Source organism: Saccharomonospora cyanea NA-134 (genome assembly GCF_000244975.1).
Lineage (GTDB): Bacteria > Actinomycetota > Actinomycetes > Mycobacteriales > Pseudonocardiaceae > Saccharomonospora > Saccharomonospora cyanea.
Map to the genome: position 1 here is coordinate 4752003 of NZ_CM001440.1, position 15467 is coordinate 4767469.

At 70.4% G+C, this 15467-nt stretch carries 16 protein-coding genes; 10 read left to right on the plus strand and 6 right to left on the minus strand.

The window, feature by feature from the left end; all coding sequences use genetic code 11:
- The 4 genes from SACCYDRAFT_RS22170 to SACCYDRAFT_RS22185 all read right to left on the minus strand — a co-directional run bounded on the left by SACCYDRAFT_RS22170 (nucleotide 1) and on the right by SACCYDRAFT_RS22185 (nucleotide 3202).
- Nucleotides 1–1476 (minus strand): serine/threonine-protein kinase, encoded by a 1476-nt coding sequence (locus tag SACCYDRAFT_RS22170; RefSeq protein WP_005459601.1) that lies wholly within the window; start codon nucleotides 1474–1476, stop codon nucleotides 1–3.
- An 87-nt stretch (nucleotides 1477–1563) separates the two neighbouring features.
- Nucleotides 1564–1770, minus strand: coding sequence for a cold-shock protein (locus SACCYDRAFT_RS22175; protein ID WP_005441480.1), 207 nt, complete (start codon nucleotides 1768–1770; stop codon nucleotides 1564–1566).
- A 152-nt stretch (nucleotides 1771–1922) separates the two neighbouring features.
- Nucleotides 1923–2516 (minus strand): AIM24 family protein, encoded by a 594-nt coding sequence (locus SACCYDRAFT_RS22180; RefSeq protein WP_005459602.1) that lies wholly within the window; start codon nucleotides 2514–2516, stop codon nucleotides 1923–1925.
- Between the two features lie 5 nt (nucleotides 2517–2521).
- Nucleotides 2522–3202, minus strand: coding sequence for a TIGR00266 family protein (locus SACCYDRAFT_RS22185; protein ID WP_005459603.1), 681 nt, complete (start codon nucleotides 3200–3202; stop codon nucleotides 2522–2524).
- A gap of 75 nt (nucleotides 3203–3277) precedes the next feature.
- Here SACCYDRAFT_RS22185 and moeA point away from each other — a divergent pair, with 75 nt between their 5' ends.
- The 5 genes from moeA to SACCYDRAFT_RS22210 all read left to right on the plus strand — a co-directional run bounded on the left by moeA (nucleotide 3278) and on the right by SACCYDRAFT_RS22210 (nucleotide 9095).
- Nucleotides 3278–4483: a molybdopterin molybdotransferase MoeA gene (gene moeA, locus SACCYDRAFT_RS22190; RefSeq protein WP_005459604.1), complete on the plus strand. Its 1206-nt coding sequence runs from the start codon at nucleotides 3278–3280 to the stop codon at nucleotides 4481–4483.
- Between the two features lie 172 nt (nucleotides 4484–4655).
- Nucleotides 4656–4919, plus strand: coding sequence for a GlsB/YeaQ/YmgE family stress response membrane protein (locus SACCYDRAFT_RS22195; RefSeq protein WP_005459606.1), 264 nt, complete (start codon nucleotides 4656–4658; stop codon nucleotides 4917–4919).
- 194 nt (nucleotides 4920–5113) lie between these two features.
- On the plus strand, nucleotides 5114–5797 hold the full coding sequence (locus SACCYDRAFT_RS22200; RefSeq protein ID WP_005459607.1) for a phosphatidylserine decarboxylase: 684 nt from the start codon (nucleotides 5114–5116) through the stop codon (nucleotides 5795–5797).
- A gap of 19 nt (nucleotides 5798–5816) precedes the next feature.
- Nucleotides 5817–6803, plus strand: coding sequence for a CDP-alcohol phosphatidyltransferase family protein (locus tag SACCYDRAFT_RS22205; RefSeq protein ID WP_005459609.1), 987 nt, complete (start codon nucleotides 5817–5819; stop codon nucleotides 6801–6803).
- Nucleotides 6804–6851: 48 nt separating this feature from the next.
- Complete coding sequence (locus tag SACCYDRAFT_RS22210; protein WP_005459614.1) at nucleotides 6852–9095, plus strand: AAA family ATPase; 2244 nt, start codon at nucleotides 6852–6854, stop codon at nucleotides 9093–9095.
- Between the two features lie 10 nt (nucleotides 9096–9105).
- Here SACCYDRAFT_RS22210 and SACCYDRAFT_RS22215 read toward each other — a convergent pair whose 3' ends face one another.
- Nucleotides 9106–9750 (minus strand): LytR C-terminal domain-containing protein, encoded by a 645-nt coding sequence (locus SACCYDRAFT_RS22215; protein ID WP_005459615.1) that lies wholly within the window; start codon nucleotides 9748–9750, stop codon nucleotides 9106–9108.
- A complete protein-coding gene (locus SACCYDRAFT_RS22220; RefSeq protein WP_005459616.1) occupies nucleotides 9747–10052 on the minus strand; it encodes a DUF3263 domain-containing protein in 306 nt (101 codons plus the stop codon). Before SACCYDRAFT_RS22220 ends, SACCYDRAFT_RS22215 begins: the two co-directional genes overlap by 4 nt.
- 127 nt (nucleotides 10053–10179) lie before the next feature.
- On the opposite strand from SACCYDRAFT_RS22220, the gene SACCYDRAFT_RS22225 reads away from it, so the two are divergent.
- The 5 genes from SACCYDRAFT_RS22225 (at nucleotide 10180) to thiD (SACCYDRAFT_RS22245) (ending at nucleotide 15467) form a co-directional block, all read left to right on the plus strand.
- Nucleotides 10180–10737 (plus strand): peptide deformylase, encoded by a 558-nt coding sequence (locus tag SACCYDRAFT_RS22225; protein ID WP_005459617.1) that lies wholly within the window; start codon nucleotides 10180–10182, stop codon nucleotides 10735–10737.
- Nucleotides 10738–10891: 154 nt separating this feature from the next.
- Nucleotides 10892–11860, plus strand: coding sequence for a S1C family serine protease (locus SACCYDRAFT_RS22230; RefSeq protein ID WP_052309218.1), 969 nt, complete (start codon nucleotides 10892–10894; stop codon nucleotides 11858–11860).
- Between the two features lie 163 nt (nucleotides 11861–12023).
- Nucleotides 12024–13664 (plus strand): phosphomethylpyrimidine synthase ThiC, encoded by a 1641-nt coding sequence (gene thiC / locus SACCYDRAFT_RS22235; RefSeq protein ID WP_005459619.1) that lies wholly within the window; start codon nucleotides 12024–12026, stop codon nucleotides 13662–13664.
- Nucleotides 13661–14509, plus strand: a complete 849-nt coding sequence (thiD, locus tag SACCYDRAFT_RS22240) for a bifunctional hydroxymethylpyrimidine kinase/phosphomethylpyrimidine kinase (RefSeq protein WP_005459621.1) — start codon at nucleotides 13661–13663, stop codon at nucleotides 14507–14509. Before thiC ends, thiD (SACCYDRAFT_RS22240) begins: the two co-directional genes overlap by 4 nt.
- A 124-nt stretch (nucleotides 14510–14633) precedes the next feature.
- Nucleotides 14634–15467 (plus strand): bifunctional hydroxymethylpyrimidine kinase/phosphomethylpyrimidine kinase, encoded by an 834-nt coding sequence (gene thiD, locus SACCYDRAFT_RS22245; RefSeq protein ID WP_005459623.1) that lies wholly within the window; start codon nucleotides 14634–14636, stop codon nucleotides 15465–15467.

The following is a 15467-nucleotide window of genomic DNA, read 5'->3' on the forward strand; positions in this document are numbered from 1 at the left end:
TCAGCCACCCGGGACGATCGGGATGCTCGTCGGCGGCAGGTTGCCGGTCGGCCCCGGGTTCTGCCCCGTGGGAACGCCCTGCCCCGGTCCGATGGGGATGGACGGGATCGGAGAGTTTCCGCTGGACGGCACCGGGCCGGTGTTCCCGCCTCCGTCACCGCCCTCGTCGCTGTCGCCGGACACGAGCAGCACCGTGACCAGCACACCCACGCCGACGACGACCACAGCCGCCAGGGTCCACACCCACCACGGCGTCGAACGCTTCGACGGAGCCGGACCGTACTGCTGGGGCCCGTGCGGGTAACCGCCCGGTCCCGGAGGAACCGGCGAGCCGTGCGGAGGCGTGCCGTAGGGCGAGGCCATCGCCGGGTGCTGCGGTGGCCCCTGCACCGGGCCCGGCCCGTAGCCCTGCGGCTGGCCGGGGTTCGGCACAGGCGGCTGCTGACCCGGATAGCCCGCCATGGGCGGCTGCCCCTGGGGAGCCTGCTGTGGAACGGGTGCGAACCGCCCTGGGGCGGACTGCTGTCCCTGCGGCGATGCGGGGCCGCCTCCCTGCTGAGCACCGAACGGCTGCACCGGCGCCCCCTCTCCGACTCGACCGTGTCCCTGTCGTGGATCGCTCTTCGCCGCACCGCGTTCGAGCGCCTTCCTCGCGGCCGACACCAGCTCGACGCAGTTCGCGTACCGTTCCTCGGCCGTCTTGGCCATCCCCTTGCGCACCACCTCGTCGACGGCAGCGGGCAGCGAAGGCACGGCCTGGGACACCGACGGCACGTCGCCGCTCAGATGTCCCTTGATCACTGTCTGCACGTCCCCCTTGAACGGAGGCTGGCCCGTCAGACAGGCGAACAGCATGCACGCGAGCGCGTACTGGTCGGTGCGGCCGTCCAGCGGCTCGCCCCGGAGATGCTCGGGCGCCGCGTACGTCGGCGAGCCGAGGAAGTCGCCGCTGCGGGTGCGATGCCCCGTCGTGCCTCGCCGGGTCAGGCCGAAATCGGCGATGTAGACGTGTTCCCGCGCCGACTCCCGGCTGGTGACGAGGACGTTCGCCGGCTTCACGTCGAGGTGGACGAGGCCGCGCTCGTGCAGAGTGTCGAGGGCGTCGGCGACCTGGTCGAGCAACCCGAGAGCCCGCTCGGGCGGCATCGGACTGCCCGAGATGAGGCTCGCCAGGTCGGAGCCGTCGACGAGCCGCATCGCGATGTAGAGCATCCCGTCGAGCTCGCCGAAGTCGTACAGCGGCACGATGTTGGCGTGATCGATGGCCGACGTGTTGCGTGCCTCGTCGACGAATCTCTCGCGGAACTCGGCATCGGCACCGAGGTGCTCACCGATCACCTTCAGGGCCACCTTGCGCCCCAGACGCACATCGGTGGCCCTGTACATCACGCTCATGCCACCTCGGCCGAGCACACCGTCGATACGGTAGTTGCCCAGCCGCCGACCTGTCAGGTCGGCCGACTCCTCGCCTGCCACAGAGCGCAGCCTAACGTCTGCACATCGGCTCCGGTGCCCGCGTCCGCGTCGACGTGACCGCCCACTCCCGGAGCCGAATCGCGAGAGTTACGAGACCTTACGGACGTCCGCGGCCTGACTACGGCCGTCCCGCCCGGCCGTGATCTCGAACTCCACCCGGTCGCCCTCGTCGAGAGTTCGGAAACCCTCCGCCTGGATGGCGGAGTAGTGCACGAAGACATCGGGGCCTTCAGGAGACTCGATGAACCCGTAACCCTTTTCCGCGTTGAACCACTTGACCGTGCCGACAGCCACGGTGTCCTCCTCGTGCCAAACCAAACGCGGACAGCCGGTGCCTGCCGCGCTCCAAGCGACGATCACGCTACCTGAAGAACGCGCGGTGGCAATGGTCAATTCGCGGGAAATACGCGGCGTGAACAGCGGCCCCCGAACCCCCCGCCTCCGCCCTACGAACGGGGTCTGGTCTGCACCAACACCGTCCCCGGGCCCGCCACGTCGAGCGCCAGACCTTTGCCGGTTCTGATCGACTGCGGCTCCGCCGGGTCGATCGCCCGCAGCCTCACCTGCACGGTGTCCGGGAAGGCCAGGACGAACAGCGGGTTCACGGTCACCACCTCGCCCGCCTTCAACGTCAGGGCGTCCACGGGACCACGGCAGGCGAACACCAGCGGGCCGGTACCGCTGTAGTGCTTCAGGAACCCGGAATCACCGCCGAAGAGCGACTGGTGCGCGGGCCACGGGTGGTCGTGACGCACGGTGGCCGGCCTGGCCAGCACCGCGTCGGAGGCCACCGACCAGCCGAGCTGCCCACTCAGTTCCAGCGGGTACGTGTCACCGGGGTGCCGGGGGGCGAGGTCGATCCAGCCACCCTGAGCGGGCGCCGTGAAGATCGCGGGGGCACTCCCCTTGCCCTTCTTCGACCGTGTCACCCCGAAGCTGTGCGCGAGCACGGTGTCGGGGTGAGCCTCCACGGCCTCACCCCCGGAGAGGGCGACCCGGGCGATCCCGAACGCGGGAGTGTGCCGAGTGTTGACTTGCATCGCGCTTACCGGGAAGGCATCCGGGCGATCAGCCACGCCAGCAGCGCGTCCGGGTTGCGGGTCTGCGTCAGGATCTGCCCGGGACCCGCGAAGTCGAACACGAAACCCTCGCCGCTCTTCAGCGACTGGATGACGCCCTGCGACACCTTGCGCAGCTGCGACTGCACGGTGTCGGCGTAGGCGACCACGTGCCCGGAGTCGATGGTGACGTACTCGCCCGGCTGCAGGTTCACGACGTCGATGGCGCCGTAGCAGGACACGACGAGCTGCCCCTGACCCTGGGCGTGGGTGAGGAAGCCGCCCTCACCGCCGAAGAGGTTGCCGAAGCCGCCCCACTTGGTCTCCAGGTGGATGCCGTGCGAGTTGGCCAGCCACGACCCCCGGGTCACACACCAACCGACCCGACCGTCCATTTCGATGACCCGGATGTCACCCGGCAGACCACCTGCCACATCCACCCAGCCGCCGTTGGGTGGTGGAGCCGTGTAGGTCGACACGAACAGCGACTCGCCGCCGAGGAAGGCCCTGCCGAGGCCCTTCATGACCCCGCCCTGCGTGTTGGCCTGCATGTGCATCCCGTAGCTGGTGGCGACCATGGCACCCGACTCGACCTGTGCGGGTTCGTTGGGTGCGAGCAGCAGCCTCGCGACCGCGAAGGACGGCTGGTGGCGAATCTGTACCTGCACTGTGTCTCCCCTGTTCGTGCGACGTCCGGCGCGGAGAAGTTTTGCACGAGGCCGCAGGGCGACGAGGATGGTCTGGTGATCTCCGTCGAAGAACACAGCGCCAGGGTCCGCGAGGTGGTCGGAACTCGGCCGGTGGTCCGGCGCGCACTGGGTGACTGCGCGGGTCTGGTGCTCGCCGAGGACATCGCCGCGGGAGTGCCGCTGCCGCCGTTCGACAACTCCGCGATGGACGGCTACGCCGTCCGGTCGGCGGACGTGGCGGGCGCGCGGGAGGACTCGCCGGTGGAGTTGCCGGTGGCCGCCGACATCCCGGCCGGGCGCACGGACGTTCCCGCGCTCGCACCGGGCACGGCACACCGGATCATGACGGGGGCGCCGATGCCGCAGGGCGCCGACAGCGTCGTCATGGTGGAACGTACCGACGGCGGTGAACGACGCGTGGCGATCTCCGCCGCCGCCCCGGAAGGCACCCACGTGCGTCGCGCGGGTGAGGACGTCAGCGCGGGAAGCGTCGTGCTGCGCGCGGGCACGGTGCTCGGGCCCGCGCAGCTCGGTCTCGCCTCCGCCGTCGGCGTCGACCGGCTTCCCGTCCTCGAACCACCACGGGTCCTCGTGGTGTCCACGGGCACCGAACTCGTGCATCCGCCCGCACCGCTGCTGCACGGTCAGATCTACGAGTCCAACAGTGTGATGCTCGAAGCGGGCCTGAAAGCGCTCGGCTGCCACGTCGAGACCGTGCGCAGCGTCGCCGACGACGTCGCCGAGTTCCGCGCCACCGTGGAGCCGAAGCTGGCGGAGGCCGACCTGGTGGTGACGTCGGGCGGGGTGAGCGCGGGAGCGTACGAGGTGGTCAAGGACGCGCTCACCGACTCCGGCATCACGTTCGGCAAGGTGGCCATGCAGCCGGGCGGCCCGCAGGGCTGCGGACGGTGGCACGGCGTGCCGGTGGTGACGCTGCCCGGCAACCCGGTGAGCGTGCTCGTGTCGTTCGAGGTGTTCGTGCGCCCGGCACTGCTGGCCGCGCTCGGTCACGTCGCCACGGAGCGCACGCGAGTGCGGGCGCGGCTGACCGAGACGTTGAACTCACCCAAGGGCAAGCGGCAGTTCCGGCGTGGCTACTACACGCCGGGCGAGGGCCAGGTGACCGGGATCGTGGGCCCGAGGGGCGGACCGGGGTCACACCTGCTGGCGTCGTTCGCCCAGGCGAACTGCCTCATCGTCCTCGACGAGGAGACCACCGAAGCCCCGAAGGACTCCACGGTGGACGTCCTCCTCCTCTGAAGGCGTGTCCGCAGCTGATGCACGCGTGTCCGCAGCCTGCGGCGCGGACACGCCTACCGGAACTGCGAACACACGTACAGACACTGCGGACACGAGACGCTGCGTCTCGGTACGTAAGTTGTACACGCGTGCTTGCTTTCCGTGATCGGACGCTGTTCTAGGCTCGCGCGACATGGGTTTCTTCTCGTGGATCATCTTCGGCGCACTGGCGGGCTGGGCGGCGGGCCTGATCGTCGGAGCGGGCCGGCGCCGCCACCAGGGCTGCGTCCTGAACGTGCTGGTGGGAGTGGTGGGAGCCACGCTCGGCGGGTTCGTCTACCGCCTCGCCACGGGAGAGCGGAAGACCTTCGAGTTCGACTTCCCCAGCTTCGGTGTCGCCGTACTCGGCGCCGTGCTCCTCCTGGGCCTGCTGCGGCTGCTCGAACGACGGCAATGAACGGCACACCGACCGGCACATCCCACGTCCAGGCGACGAACGACCCACCTGTCGCACCACGCCTTGTAACGTTTTGCGCACACTTCGTGACGGCACATCGAGGACGCCCTACCATCGACGGTCCGCGGCCGGGTGGCGTACGACGTCGGGGGGCGGACGGCACCCGGCCCGTCCATTACGGGAAAATCGACACCATGAGCGCCAACTCGCTCGGCCACGCCGTGCGTCTCGTCCGTGAAACCCTTCCCCCGATGCACCCCGCCGGCCGCCCGTTCGTCGCGGGCGGCGCCGCCGCCACTCTCCTGTTGAGGAAGCTGTCACCCCGGCTCGGCCTGCTGGCCGGTCTCGGCACGCTGGCGACGGCGGCCTTCTTCCGGGAACCCCGACGCGTCCCGCCGATGCGCGACGACCTCGTGCTCGCGGCCGCCGACGGCCTGGTGTCGTTGATCGAGGAGGCGACCCCTCCTGTCGAACTCGGCCTGCCCGACCGCCCCCTGACCCGTGTCAGCGTGTTCCTGTCCGTGTTCGATGTTCACGTCCAGCGCACACCTGTGCGCGGTACCGTCGAGAAAGTGGCCTATCGACCCGGCAAGTTCCTCTCCGCCGACCTCGACAAGGCCAGTGAGGACAACGAACGCAACTCCGTGTTGCTGCGGGTTCCCGACGGGCGGCAGCTCGTTGTGACCCAGATCGCGGGGCTTGTGGCACGGCGTATCGTCTGCGAGGTCGGTGAGGGCGATCACGTCGAGGCCGGTGCGACCTACGGGCTCATCCGGTTCGGCTCGCGGGTGGACACCTACCTGCCGCCCGGAAGCCGAGTGCTGGTCTCCAAGGGCCAGCGCACGATCGGCGGCGAGACCCCCCTCGCCGCGTTATGACGTTGTGAAGGACTGATAGATGTCCCGGACCACACCCGGCGTCCGGCTGCTGCCGAACGCGATCACGGTGCTGGCCTTGTGTGCGGGGTTGTCCGCCGTGCAGTTCGCCCTCGGTGGCCAGTACGGCCTCGCGATCGGCGCCATCGGCATAGCGGCGGTGCTCGACAGCCTGGACGGCCGGATCGCGCGTCTGCTCGACGCGACCTCGAAGATGGGAGCGGAGCTCGATTCGCTGTCGGACGCGATCTCGTTCGGTGTGGCTCCCGCCCTCGTGCTGTACGTGTGGCTGCCGGACCCGGGCAGGTTCGGCTGGGTGGCCGCGCTGATCTTCGCCGTGTGCATGGTGCTGCGGCTGGCGCGGTTCAACACGCTGTTGGACGACGCCGAGCAGCCGCCGTACGCGAGCGAGTTCTTCGTCGGTGTACCCGCGCCGGCCGGTGGGCTGCTCGCACTGCTGCCGGTGATGGCCACGCTGGAGTTCGGCGCGGGCTGGTGGTCGAGCGAGTCGGTGGTCTGGGTGTGGACCGTGGCGATCTCCGCCCTGTGCATCAGCCGGATCCCGACGTTGTCGTTGAAGCGGCTGCGGGTTCCGGCCAAGGCGGTGGCGCCGCTGCTCGTGGTGGTGGGGCTGGCCGCCGCGGCGACGATCCAGTACCCGTTGCTCGTCCTCTCCAGCGTTCTGCTGCTCTACCTGGTGCACCTGCCGTACGCGGTGCGCCGTTACCAGTGGCTCGCGAGGCATCCGGAGGCGTGGGACGTGCCGCCGAAGGAGCGCAGGGCCATCCGCCGGGGCCGTACGCAGCGCCGGGTCGGCCTGCGCAAGCCCCAGTTCCGCAAGGTCGCGGGCGCGGCGCGGCGCGCGGTGAAACGCCCGCGCGCTGCGACGGCGCACGTGCCGAGGGTGTATCCGCCCGAGCCGATCGCCGCCCCCCGTAGTCGCACCGACGACCGCGGGCCGCGCAGGCGCAACTGGCGGCGGATCGGCCTTCGGCAGGGCAGGGAGTGACACCCCGGTAACCGAAGCTCACCGGGCCGCGTGTCTAGAGTGGTTGCCGTGACGTCACCACGGCTTTCGCTGACCGTCCGCCACACCACGTCCGCCCTCGACTCCCGCCGGGGTGTCGTGCGGCTGCATCCCGAGGTGCTCGACGCCCTCGGGTTGCGGGCGTGGGACGCGGTGAGACTCACCGGGGCGCGGGTCAGCGCGGCGCTGGCCGCGTGCGCGCCGGGCGGCTCGGCTCCGGGCGTGGTGCTGGTCGACGACGTCACGATGGCGAACCTCGGTGTCCAGGAGGGCTCCGAGGTCGTCGTCGAGCCGTGCGAGGTGAGCGCGGCCCGCAGCGTCACGGTGGCCGGTTCCAGGCTGGCCCGGATGTCGTTGACACCTCACACACTGCGGCTGGCGCTGCTGGGCAAGGTCTTCACCGTGGGCGACGCCGTGTCGCTGCTGCCCCAGGACCTCGCGCCACCACCGGGGTCGGACGTGGCGAGCGCGCGGGGGGCGCTGTCACGGGCCATCGGCGCCACGTGGACCACCGAACTGCTCACCATCACGGCCACCGACCCCCCGGGCCCCGTCGCCGTGGGCCAGGCGACCGTCGTCTCGTGGCGGGGCGACGGTGCGGAGCTCGCGGGGCAGCGGTCGGATCCGGCCCCGCGGACCACCGCTCCGAGCGACCGGGAGCCCGGCCGGGAACCCATCGACGCCGAGGTGGTGGAGGAGGCCGACGCCCCTCCGCCTCTTGCGGACCTCGCGGGCGCCGAGTCCGCGGCTCGCACGCTCGCCGAGTGGCTCGACCTCGCGTTCCACCGCCCCGACCTGCTCAGCAAGCTCGGCACCTCGCCCCGCCTGGGCGTGTTGCTGTCGGGCCCCGAGGGCGTCGGGAAGGCCACGCTGGTGCGTTCCGTGGCGCGTGCCGAGAACGTCGACGTGGTGATGGTGGAAGCGCCCACCCTCGCGGTACTGGAACCCGACGCGGCGGTGGCACGGTTGACGGAGGCCCTTTCGGCGGCCTCGCGAAAGCAGCCGAGCATCCTCGTGCTCACCGACGTCGACACGCTGCTGCCGGTGTCGCAGCCGCCTCCCGTCGCCACCGTGGTGCTCGACCGGCTGCGCACCGCCCTCGCTCGTGCCGAGTTCGCGGTGGTGGCGACCACGGCGCATCCCGAGTCGGTCGACCCTCGCCTGCGTGCGGTGGACCTGCTGGACCGGGAGCTGCGGCTGGGGATGCCGGACGCGCGCACACGGACGGAGCTCCTCCGCGTGCTGTTGCGGGACACTCCGCTGGAAGCCGGGGTCGACCTGGGTGCGGTGGCTGAGCGCACGCCAGGGTTCGTGGCCGCCGACCTGGTGGCGCTGCGACGGGACGCCGCCCTGCGCGCGGCCCTGCGGCACACCGGCGACGAGGGCGAGCCACGAGTGCGGCAGCAGGACCTGTTGGACGCGGTCGAGTCGGTGCGCCCGATCTCCATGTCCACCACCGACACGCTGGCCACCGGCGGCATCACGCTCGACGACGTCGGGGACATGGCGCAGGTCAAGCAGTCGCTGACCGAGACGGTGCTGTGGCCGCTGCGGTACCCGGACTCGTTCGCGCGGCTCGGCGTCGCTCCACCACGCGGCGTGCTGATCTACGGTCCTCCCGGCAACGGCAAGACGTTCCTGGTGCGGGCGCTGGCGGGCACCGGTGCGTTGAACGTGTTCTCGGTGAAGGGCGCCGAACTGCTGGACAAGTGGGTGGGCGAGTCGGAACGCGCCGTACGCGAACTGTTCCGCAGGGCCGCCGAAGCCGCCCCCTCACTGATCTTTCTGGACGAAGTGGACGCGCTGGCTCCCCGGCGGGGTCAGTCGAGCGACTCCGGCGCCTCCGACCGCGTCGTCGCCGCTCTGCTGACCGAACTCGACGGTGTGGAGCCGATGCGGGACGTCGTGGTGGTGGGTGCCACCAACCGCCCCGAACTGGTCGATCCGGCGCTGCTGCGACCGGGCAGGCTCGAACGGCTCATCTACGTGCCGCCGCCGGACACCGAGGCACGAGCCGCGATCCTGCGGGCGGGGGCACGCAACACCCCGCTGGCCTCGGACGTCGACCTCGACGAGCTCGCCACCCAGCTCGACGGGTACTCGGCAGCCGACTGTGCCGCGCTGATCAGGGAGGCCGCGTTGAGCGCCATGCGCGAGTCGCTGGAGGCCACCGAGGTGACGGCGCGGCACCTCGCGAAGGCCCGCGAGGTCGTGCGGCCGTCGCTCGACCCGGTGCAGCTCGCCGAGCTCGAAGCCTACGCCCGCTCGCGCTGACGGAGGCGGTTCACTTGCTGGTGTCGGGCCCCGCGTAGTCCTGCGTGACGATCATGATGATGCCGGGGCTGGCGTCGGCGATGCCGTCGAAGCGGGGCTCGACGCGCATGCCGAAGGTCTTGGCGAGCGAACGCGCGATGGCCTCTTCGTCGGTGCCCGGCCGGTAGTAGACGGTGCTCGCGGGGATGACGCCGTCGGAGTAGTTGCCGGTCTCGACGACGTCCCAGCCGAGCGCCCGCAGGTCGTCGCTCGCGTCCGCGGCCAGCCCCTTGACGGTGCTGTTGTTGTAGACGCGCACCGGCACGGAGACGTCGGAGATCGGCTTGTCCTCGGCTCCACCATCGCCACCATCGCCGGAGTCGCCGGGTTTGTCCGAGTCACCTGAGTTACCGGAGTCACCGGAGTCCGGGGCGCCGCCCTTGTCACCCGCGTCGCCGTCACTCTCCCCCGGCGACGACTCCGGGCCGTCCTTCGGGGCCTCGCGCTCCTTCTCACGCGGTGTGGACTCGGCGGGCGAAGTGGCAGCGGTGTGGTCGGGTTCGTCGCCACCCGAGACGAGCGTGACGCCCCCGACGGCGGCCGCGACGACGGCGACCGCGAGCAGCCCCAATCCTGCGGCCCGCATGGGCCTCGACACCCCGTCGAAGATGCTCATGGCAGTTCAATCCCCAACCGCCGTGCCGCACGGGTGCGCTGCCGGGTGGCGCGCACCTTCCGGAGCCGCTTCACCAGCATCGGGTCCGCGCGCACGGCTTCCTGCTTGTCGATGAGCTTGTTCAGGACCTGGTAGTAGCGCGTGGGTGACACGCCGAACTGGTCGCGGATCGCCTGTTCCTTGGCGCCCGCGTACTTCCACCACTGCCGCTCGAAAGCGAGGATGTCCAGCTCCCGCTGGGTCAGCCCGACCTCAGGTTCGGCGGACCCGCCATCCGGGGCCGTCGACTCCGCGGCGTCCATCTGGCTCCTCGTCGGCTCGGGTGAATCACCTGCTGCTTCCAGCTTGCCATTAGATCACGAAGAACCCGACCGCGCGGGTAGCACGCCCGGCGCGTCCGAATGGCGGACGCCGCTAGGATGGCGAGGCGTGACCATCCACGCCATTCGCATCGCAGGCGATCCCGTCCTGCACCAGCCCACCCGCGAGGTCTCCACGTACGACGACGAGCTGGCCACGCTCGTCGACGACATGTTCGAGACGATGTACGCGGCCGAGGGCGTGGGACTCGCCGCCAACCAGATCGGCGTGGACCTGCGGGTCTTCGTGTACGACTGCCCCGACGACGAGGGCGTTCGGCACAAGGGTGTCGTGGTCAACCCGACACTGTCCACCTCCGAGATCCCGGAGACTATGCCCGACCCCGACGACGACTGGGAAGGGTGTCTGTCGGTGCCCGGCGAGTCGTACCCCACCGGCCGCGCCTCGTGGGCGAAGGTGACGGGCTTCGACGTCCAGGGCAACGCCATCGAGGTGGAGGGCACGGGTTACTTCGCGCGCTGCCTGCAGCACGAGACCGACCACCTGAACGGTTACCTCTACCTCGACCGGCTGGTGGGCAGGCACGCCCGCGCCGCGAAGAAGATGCTCAAGGCCAACAAGTGGGGCGTGCCCGGCAACAGCTGGCTCCCCGGCGCTGAGGACTGAGAAGGACATCGGCCCCGCTCCCGACGGAGCAGGGTTCGCAGAACGGGCTCTTAAGCCGAAGGCGAACGTGGGACAACCGCGGCGGGGTCCGGCGCACAATGGCGATGACGGGTCATGACGACAACCTCCGGCTCGGGAGGCGAGCGTGTCCGACATCGACGGCGTCCACAGCGCCCATGACAGCCGGGACGACCGGGACAGCAGAGACGGCACCGACGCGCTGGACGCCTACTCGCGGGTGGTGAGTTCGGTCGCACGCTCGGTGACGCCCCACGTCGCGAGTGTGCGGTTGGCCCGCGGCGGCGGTTCGGCGGTGGTGTACGCCGACGACGGCTACCTGCTCACCAACGCGCACGTCGTGGGCCGGGCCCGGCACGGCACGGCGACGTTCACCGACGGCACCGAGACGGAGTTCGACGTGGTGGGCGCCGATCGGCTGTCCGACCTGGCCGTGCTGCGGGTGCGCGGGCAGGAGGCTCCGGCCGCGGCGCGGTTCGGTGACGCCGACGAACTCATGGTGGGACAGCTCGTCGTGGCCGTCGGCAGCCCGCTCGGCTTCTCTGGCTCGGTCACGGCGGGCGTGGTGAGCGCGCTCGGACGGGCGATCCCCGTACAGCAGGGCCAGGCCGCGCGGGTGATCGAGGATGTCATCCAGACCGATGCCGCGCTCAACCCCGGCAACTCCGGTGGCGCGCTCGCCGACGCCTCCGGGCGGGTCGTCGGGGTCAACACGGCGGTCGCGGGCGTCGGGCTCGGCCTCGCCGTGCCGGTGAACTCCACCACACGCAGGATCATCGAAACGCTGCTCGTCGAGGGGCGCGTGCGCCGGGCCTACCTCGGGGTCGTCGGAGTGCCCGCCCCGCTGCCCGACGACGTGGCGGCGCGCACCGGTCAGTCCTCGGGGCTTCGTGTCGTCGAGGTGATCGGAGGCGGGCCCGCCCACCGCGCGGGGCTCCGGCCCGGTGATCTCGTGCTCACGGTCGCCCGTGAACCGGTGTCGGACGCGCAGGGGATCCAACGGCAGCTGTTCGCCGAGGTGATCGGCACCCGGCTGCCGGTGACCGTGCTCCGCAACGGCGCGATGGTCGACGTCTTCGCCACCCCCACCGAACTGGTGGGTTGAGTTGCGTCCGCCCTCGTGGCATGGTCGTGAGGACAACTGCGAGAAGTCGCGGGAGCTCGCGCCTTGGCGGGCTGAGAGGGCGGCTGGTGTCCGTTCGGAAGGACCCGGTGCCGCCGACCGCATGAACCTGACCGGGTAATGCCGGCGTAGGGAGTGAGTTTTCTTGGCTGCAGTGCGGCGTGCCGAAGTCAGCCCCAGCATCACCACCGGCCCCATCACCGGATCGCACAAGGTCTACCACGCGACGGCGTCGGGCCTTCACGTTCCGGCTCGGCGGATCGAGCTCTCGAACGGCGAGCACTTCGACGTCTACGACACCTCGGGCCCCTACACGGACCCGGATGCCACTGTGGACGTCCACAAGGGACTACCTCGACTCCGGGAGTCCTGGCTGGAGGGGCGGGAACACAACACCCAGCTCGGCTGGGCGAAGGCCGGGGTCGTCACACCCGAGATGGAGTTCGTGGCGGCCCGCGAGCGGGTCGACCCCGAGTTCGTGCGGGCGGAGGTGGCGCGCGGGCGCGCCGTGATCCCGGCCAACCGCAGGCATCCCGAGTCCGAGCCGATGATCATCGGGAAGAACTTCCTGGTGAAGGTCAACGCCAACCTGGGCAACTCCGCCGTGTGGTCGTCGGTGGAGGAGGAGGTCGACAAGATGGTGTGGGCGACCCGGTGGGGCGCCGACACGATCATGGACCTGTCGACGGGCAAGCGCATTCACGAGACGCGGGAGTGGATCATCCGCAACTCCCCCGTTCCCGTCGGTACCGTGCCCATCTACCAGGCGCTGGAGAAGGTCGGCGGCGAGCCGGAGAAGCTGTCGTGGGAGGTCTACCGCGACACCGTGATCGAGCAGTGCGAGCAGGGTGTCGACTACATGACCGTCCACGCGGGAGTGTTGCTGCGGTACGTGCCGCTGACGGCCGACCGCGTGACGGGCATCGTCTCGCGCGGAGGCTCCATCATGGCGGCGTGGTGCCTCGCCCACCACACCGAATCGTTCCTCTACACGCACTTCGAGGAGCTGTGCGACATCCTGCGCAGCTACGACGTGACGTTCTCGCTGGGCGACGGCCTGCGTCCCGGTTCGATCGCCGACGCGAACGACCGGGCCCAGTTCGCCGAGTTGGAGACCCTCGGCGAACTCACCCACATCGCCCGTGAGCACGACGTGCAGGTGATGATCGAGGGCCCTGGGCACGTGCCCATGCACAAGATCAAGGAGAACGTGGAGCTGGAGGAGAAGCTCTGCGGTGAGGCGCCGTTCTACACCCTCGGCCCGCTGGCCACCGACATCGCGCCCGCCTACGACCACATCACGTCGGCCATCGGGGCCGCCCAGATCGCCTGGCACGGCACCGCGATGCTCTGCTACGTCACGCCGAAGGAACACCTGGGACTGCCGAACCGCGACGACGTGAAGACCGGCGTCATCTCGTACAAGATCGCCGCGCACGCGGCCGATCTCGCCAAGGGGCATCCGTACGCGCAGCAGTGGGACGACGCGCTGTCGAAGGCCCGCTTCGAGTTCCGCTGGAACGACCAGTTCAACCTGTCGCTCGACCCGGACACCGCACGCGCGTTCCACGACGAGACACTTCCGGCCGAACCGGCCAAGACCGCGCACTTCTGCTCCATGTGCGGGCCGAAGTTCTGTTCCATGCGCATCACGCAGGACGTGCGCGCCTACGCCGAGGAGCACGGGCTCACGAGCTCGGAGGCCATCGAGGCGGGACTGCGGGAGAAGTCGCGGGAGTTCGTCGACCGAGGTGCGGCCGTGTACCTGCCGGTGGTGGACCGATGACGGAAACCCCCAAGACCGCGCTCACCGTCGCGGGTTCGGACTCGGGCGGCGGCGCGGGCATCCAGGCGGACCTGCGGACGTTCTTCGCGTGTGGTGTGCACGGGATGACGGCCCTCACGGCGGTCACCGTGCAGAACTCGGTGGGGGTGCACGGGTTCACCGAGATCCCGCCCGACGTGGTGGCCGCGCAGATCGAGGCCGTCGCGGGTGACATGGGCGTGGACGCGGCGAAGACCGGCATGCTCGCCACCGCGGAGATCATCTCGACCGTTTCCTCCACTATGGACGAAGTGGGGATCGGGCGGGAACAGCAGGTCCCGTTGGTCGTTGACCCCGTCGCGGCGTCCATGCACGGTGACCCCCTGCTGCGCGACGAAGCGCTGGAGGCCATCCGCACGGAGCTGCTGCCCAGGGCCACGCTGGTGACTCCCAACCTCGACGAGGTGCGACTGCTGACGGGAATCGACGTCACCGACACGGCGGGCGCACGGGAGGCCGCCGAGGCTCTGCTGGCGTTCGGCCCGCAGTGGGTACTCGTCAAGGGCGGACACCTGAGCGGCAGCCCCCGCTGTGTGGACCTGTTGTCCGACGGAACGCACGTGATGGAGTTCGAGGGACCGCGCTACGACACCCCGCACACCCACGGCGGTGGTGACACGCTGGCCTCGGCCGTCACCGCACATCTCGCCAAGGGGCTCGGCGTGCCCGACGCGGTGTCGGTGGGAAAGAAGTTCATCGAGCGGTGTGTGTCCGAGTCGTACCCGCTCGGCGCGGGAGTCGGCCCGGTGTCGCCGTTCTGGCGGCTCGGGCCGGACCTCCCTTCGCCGGTCCGGCCCGAGCTCTGAGCCGCGTCGACTCGTCCGTGGCGTGGGGTGTTCCCACGCCACGGACGAGGTCGGTCCGCACCGCCCGTGCCGGGGATGGCCGCCCTGACCGAGTGCAGTCCGGTGAGTCGGTGACACTGGAAGGATGAGCGACAAGCGACCCCCATCCGCGCTGACCATCGCCGGTTCCGACTCCGGAGGAGCCGCCGGACTCGAAGCCGACCTACGCACGTTCCTCACCTGCGGAGTACACGGTCTCGTCGCGGTCACGGCGGTCACGGTGCAGAACACGCTCGGTGTGCACGACCGCTCGGACATCCCGGCCCGGATCGTCGCGGGCCAGATCGAGGCCGTCGCCGCCGACATGGGTGTCGACGCGGCCAAGACCGGGATGCTCGCCTCGGCCGAGATCATCGAGGCGGTCGCGGGAGCGTGCGAGCGCGCGGGTATCGGGGGTGCCGAGGGAATCCCGTTCGTCGTCGACCCCGTCGCGGCGTCCATGCACGGCCACCCGCTGTTCGACGACGCCGGGCTCTCCGCGTTGCGTGAGCTGCTCCTCCCGATGGCCACGGTGGTGACCCCGAACCTCGACGAGGTGCGCCTGCTCACCGGCATCGAGGTCACCCGCAGGGAGCAGATGGCCGACGCCGCCGTGGCACTGCGAGACCTCGGGCCCCGGTTCGTGCTCGTGAAGTCCGGTCACCTCACCGACGACCCCGAATGCGTGGACCTGCTGTTCGACGGCACGGTGTTCACCGAACTGCCGGGGCCACGTCACGACACGCCGCACACCCACGGTGCGGGCGACGCGATGGCCTCGGCGCTGACCTCGGGTCTGGCGCGGGGAATGACCGTGCAGGAGGCCGCCAGGTTCGGCAAGTGGTACGTGTCGAACGCCGTCCGCCACTCGTACCCGATGGGCGCGAAGGTCGGTCCGGTGTCCGCGTTCTGGCGGATCGCCGAGGAAGGCGAGGTCTGA

Excerpts from the sequence above, each read along its gene's own strand:
- SACCYDRAFT_RS22180 (WP_005459602.1), bottom strand. The coding sequence starts at position 2,516 with ATGCAAGTCAACACTCGGCACACTCCCGCGTTCGGGATCGCCCGGGTC.
- SACCYDRAFT_RS22195 (WP_005459606.1), top strand. The coding sequence starts at position 4,656 with ATGGGTTTCTTCTCGTGGATCATCTTCGGCGCACTGGCGGGCTGGGCG.
- SACCYDRAFT_RS22200 (WP_005459607.1), top strand. The coding sequence starts at position 5,114 with ATGAGCGCCAACTCGCTCGGCCACGCCGTGCGTCTCGTCCGTGAAACC.
- SACCYDRAFT_RS22205 (WP_005459609.1), top strand. The coding sequence starts at position 5,817 with ATGTCCCGGACCACACCCGGCGTCCGGCTGCTGCCGAACGCGATCACG.
- SACCYDRAFT_RS22215 (WP_005459615.1), bottom strand. The coding sequence starts at position 9,750 with ATGAGCATCTTCGACGGGGTGTCGAGGCCCATGCGGGCCGCAGGATTG.
- SACCYDRAFT_RS22220 (WP_005459616.1), bottom strand. The coding sequence starts at position 10,052 with ATGGACGCCGCGGAGTCGACGGCCCCGGATGGCGGGTCCGCCGAACCT.
- thiD (WP_005459621.1), top strand. The coding sequence starts at position 13,661 with ATGACGGAAACCCCCAAGACCGCGCTCACCGTCGCGGGTTCGGACTCG.
- thiD (WP_005459623.1), top strand. The coding sequence starts at position 14,634 with ATGAGCGACAAGCGACCCCCATCCGCGCTGACCATCGCCGGTTCCGAC.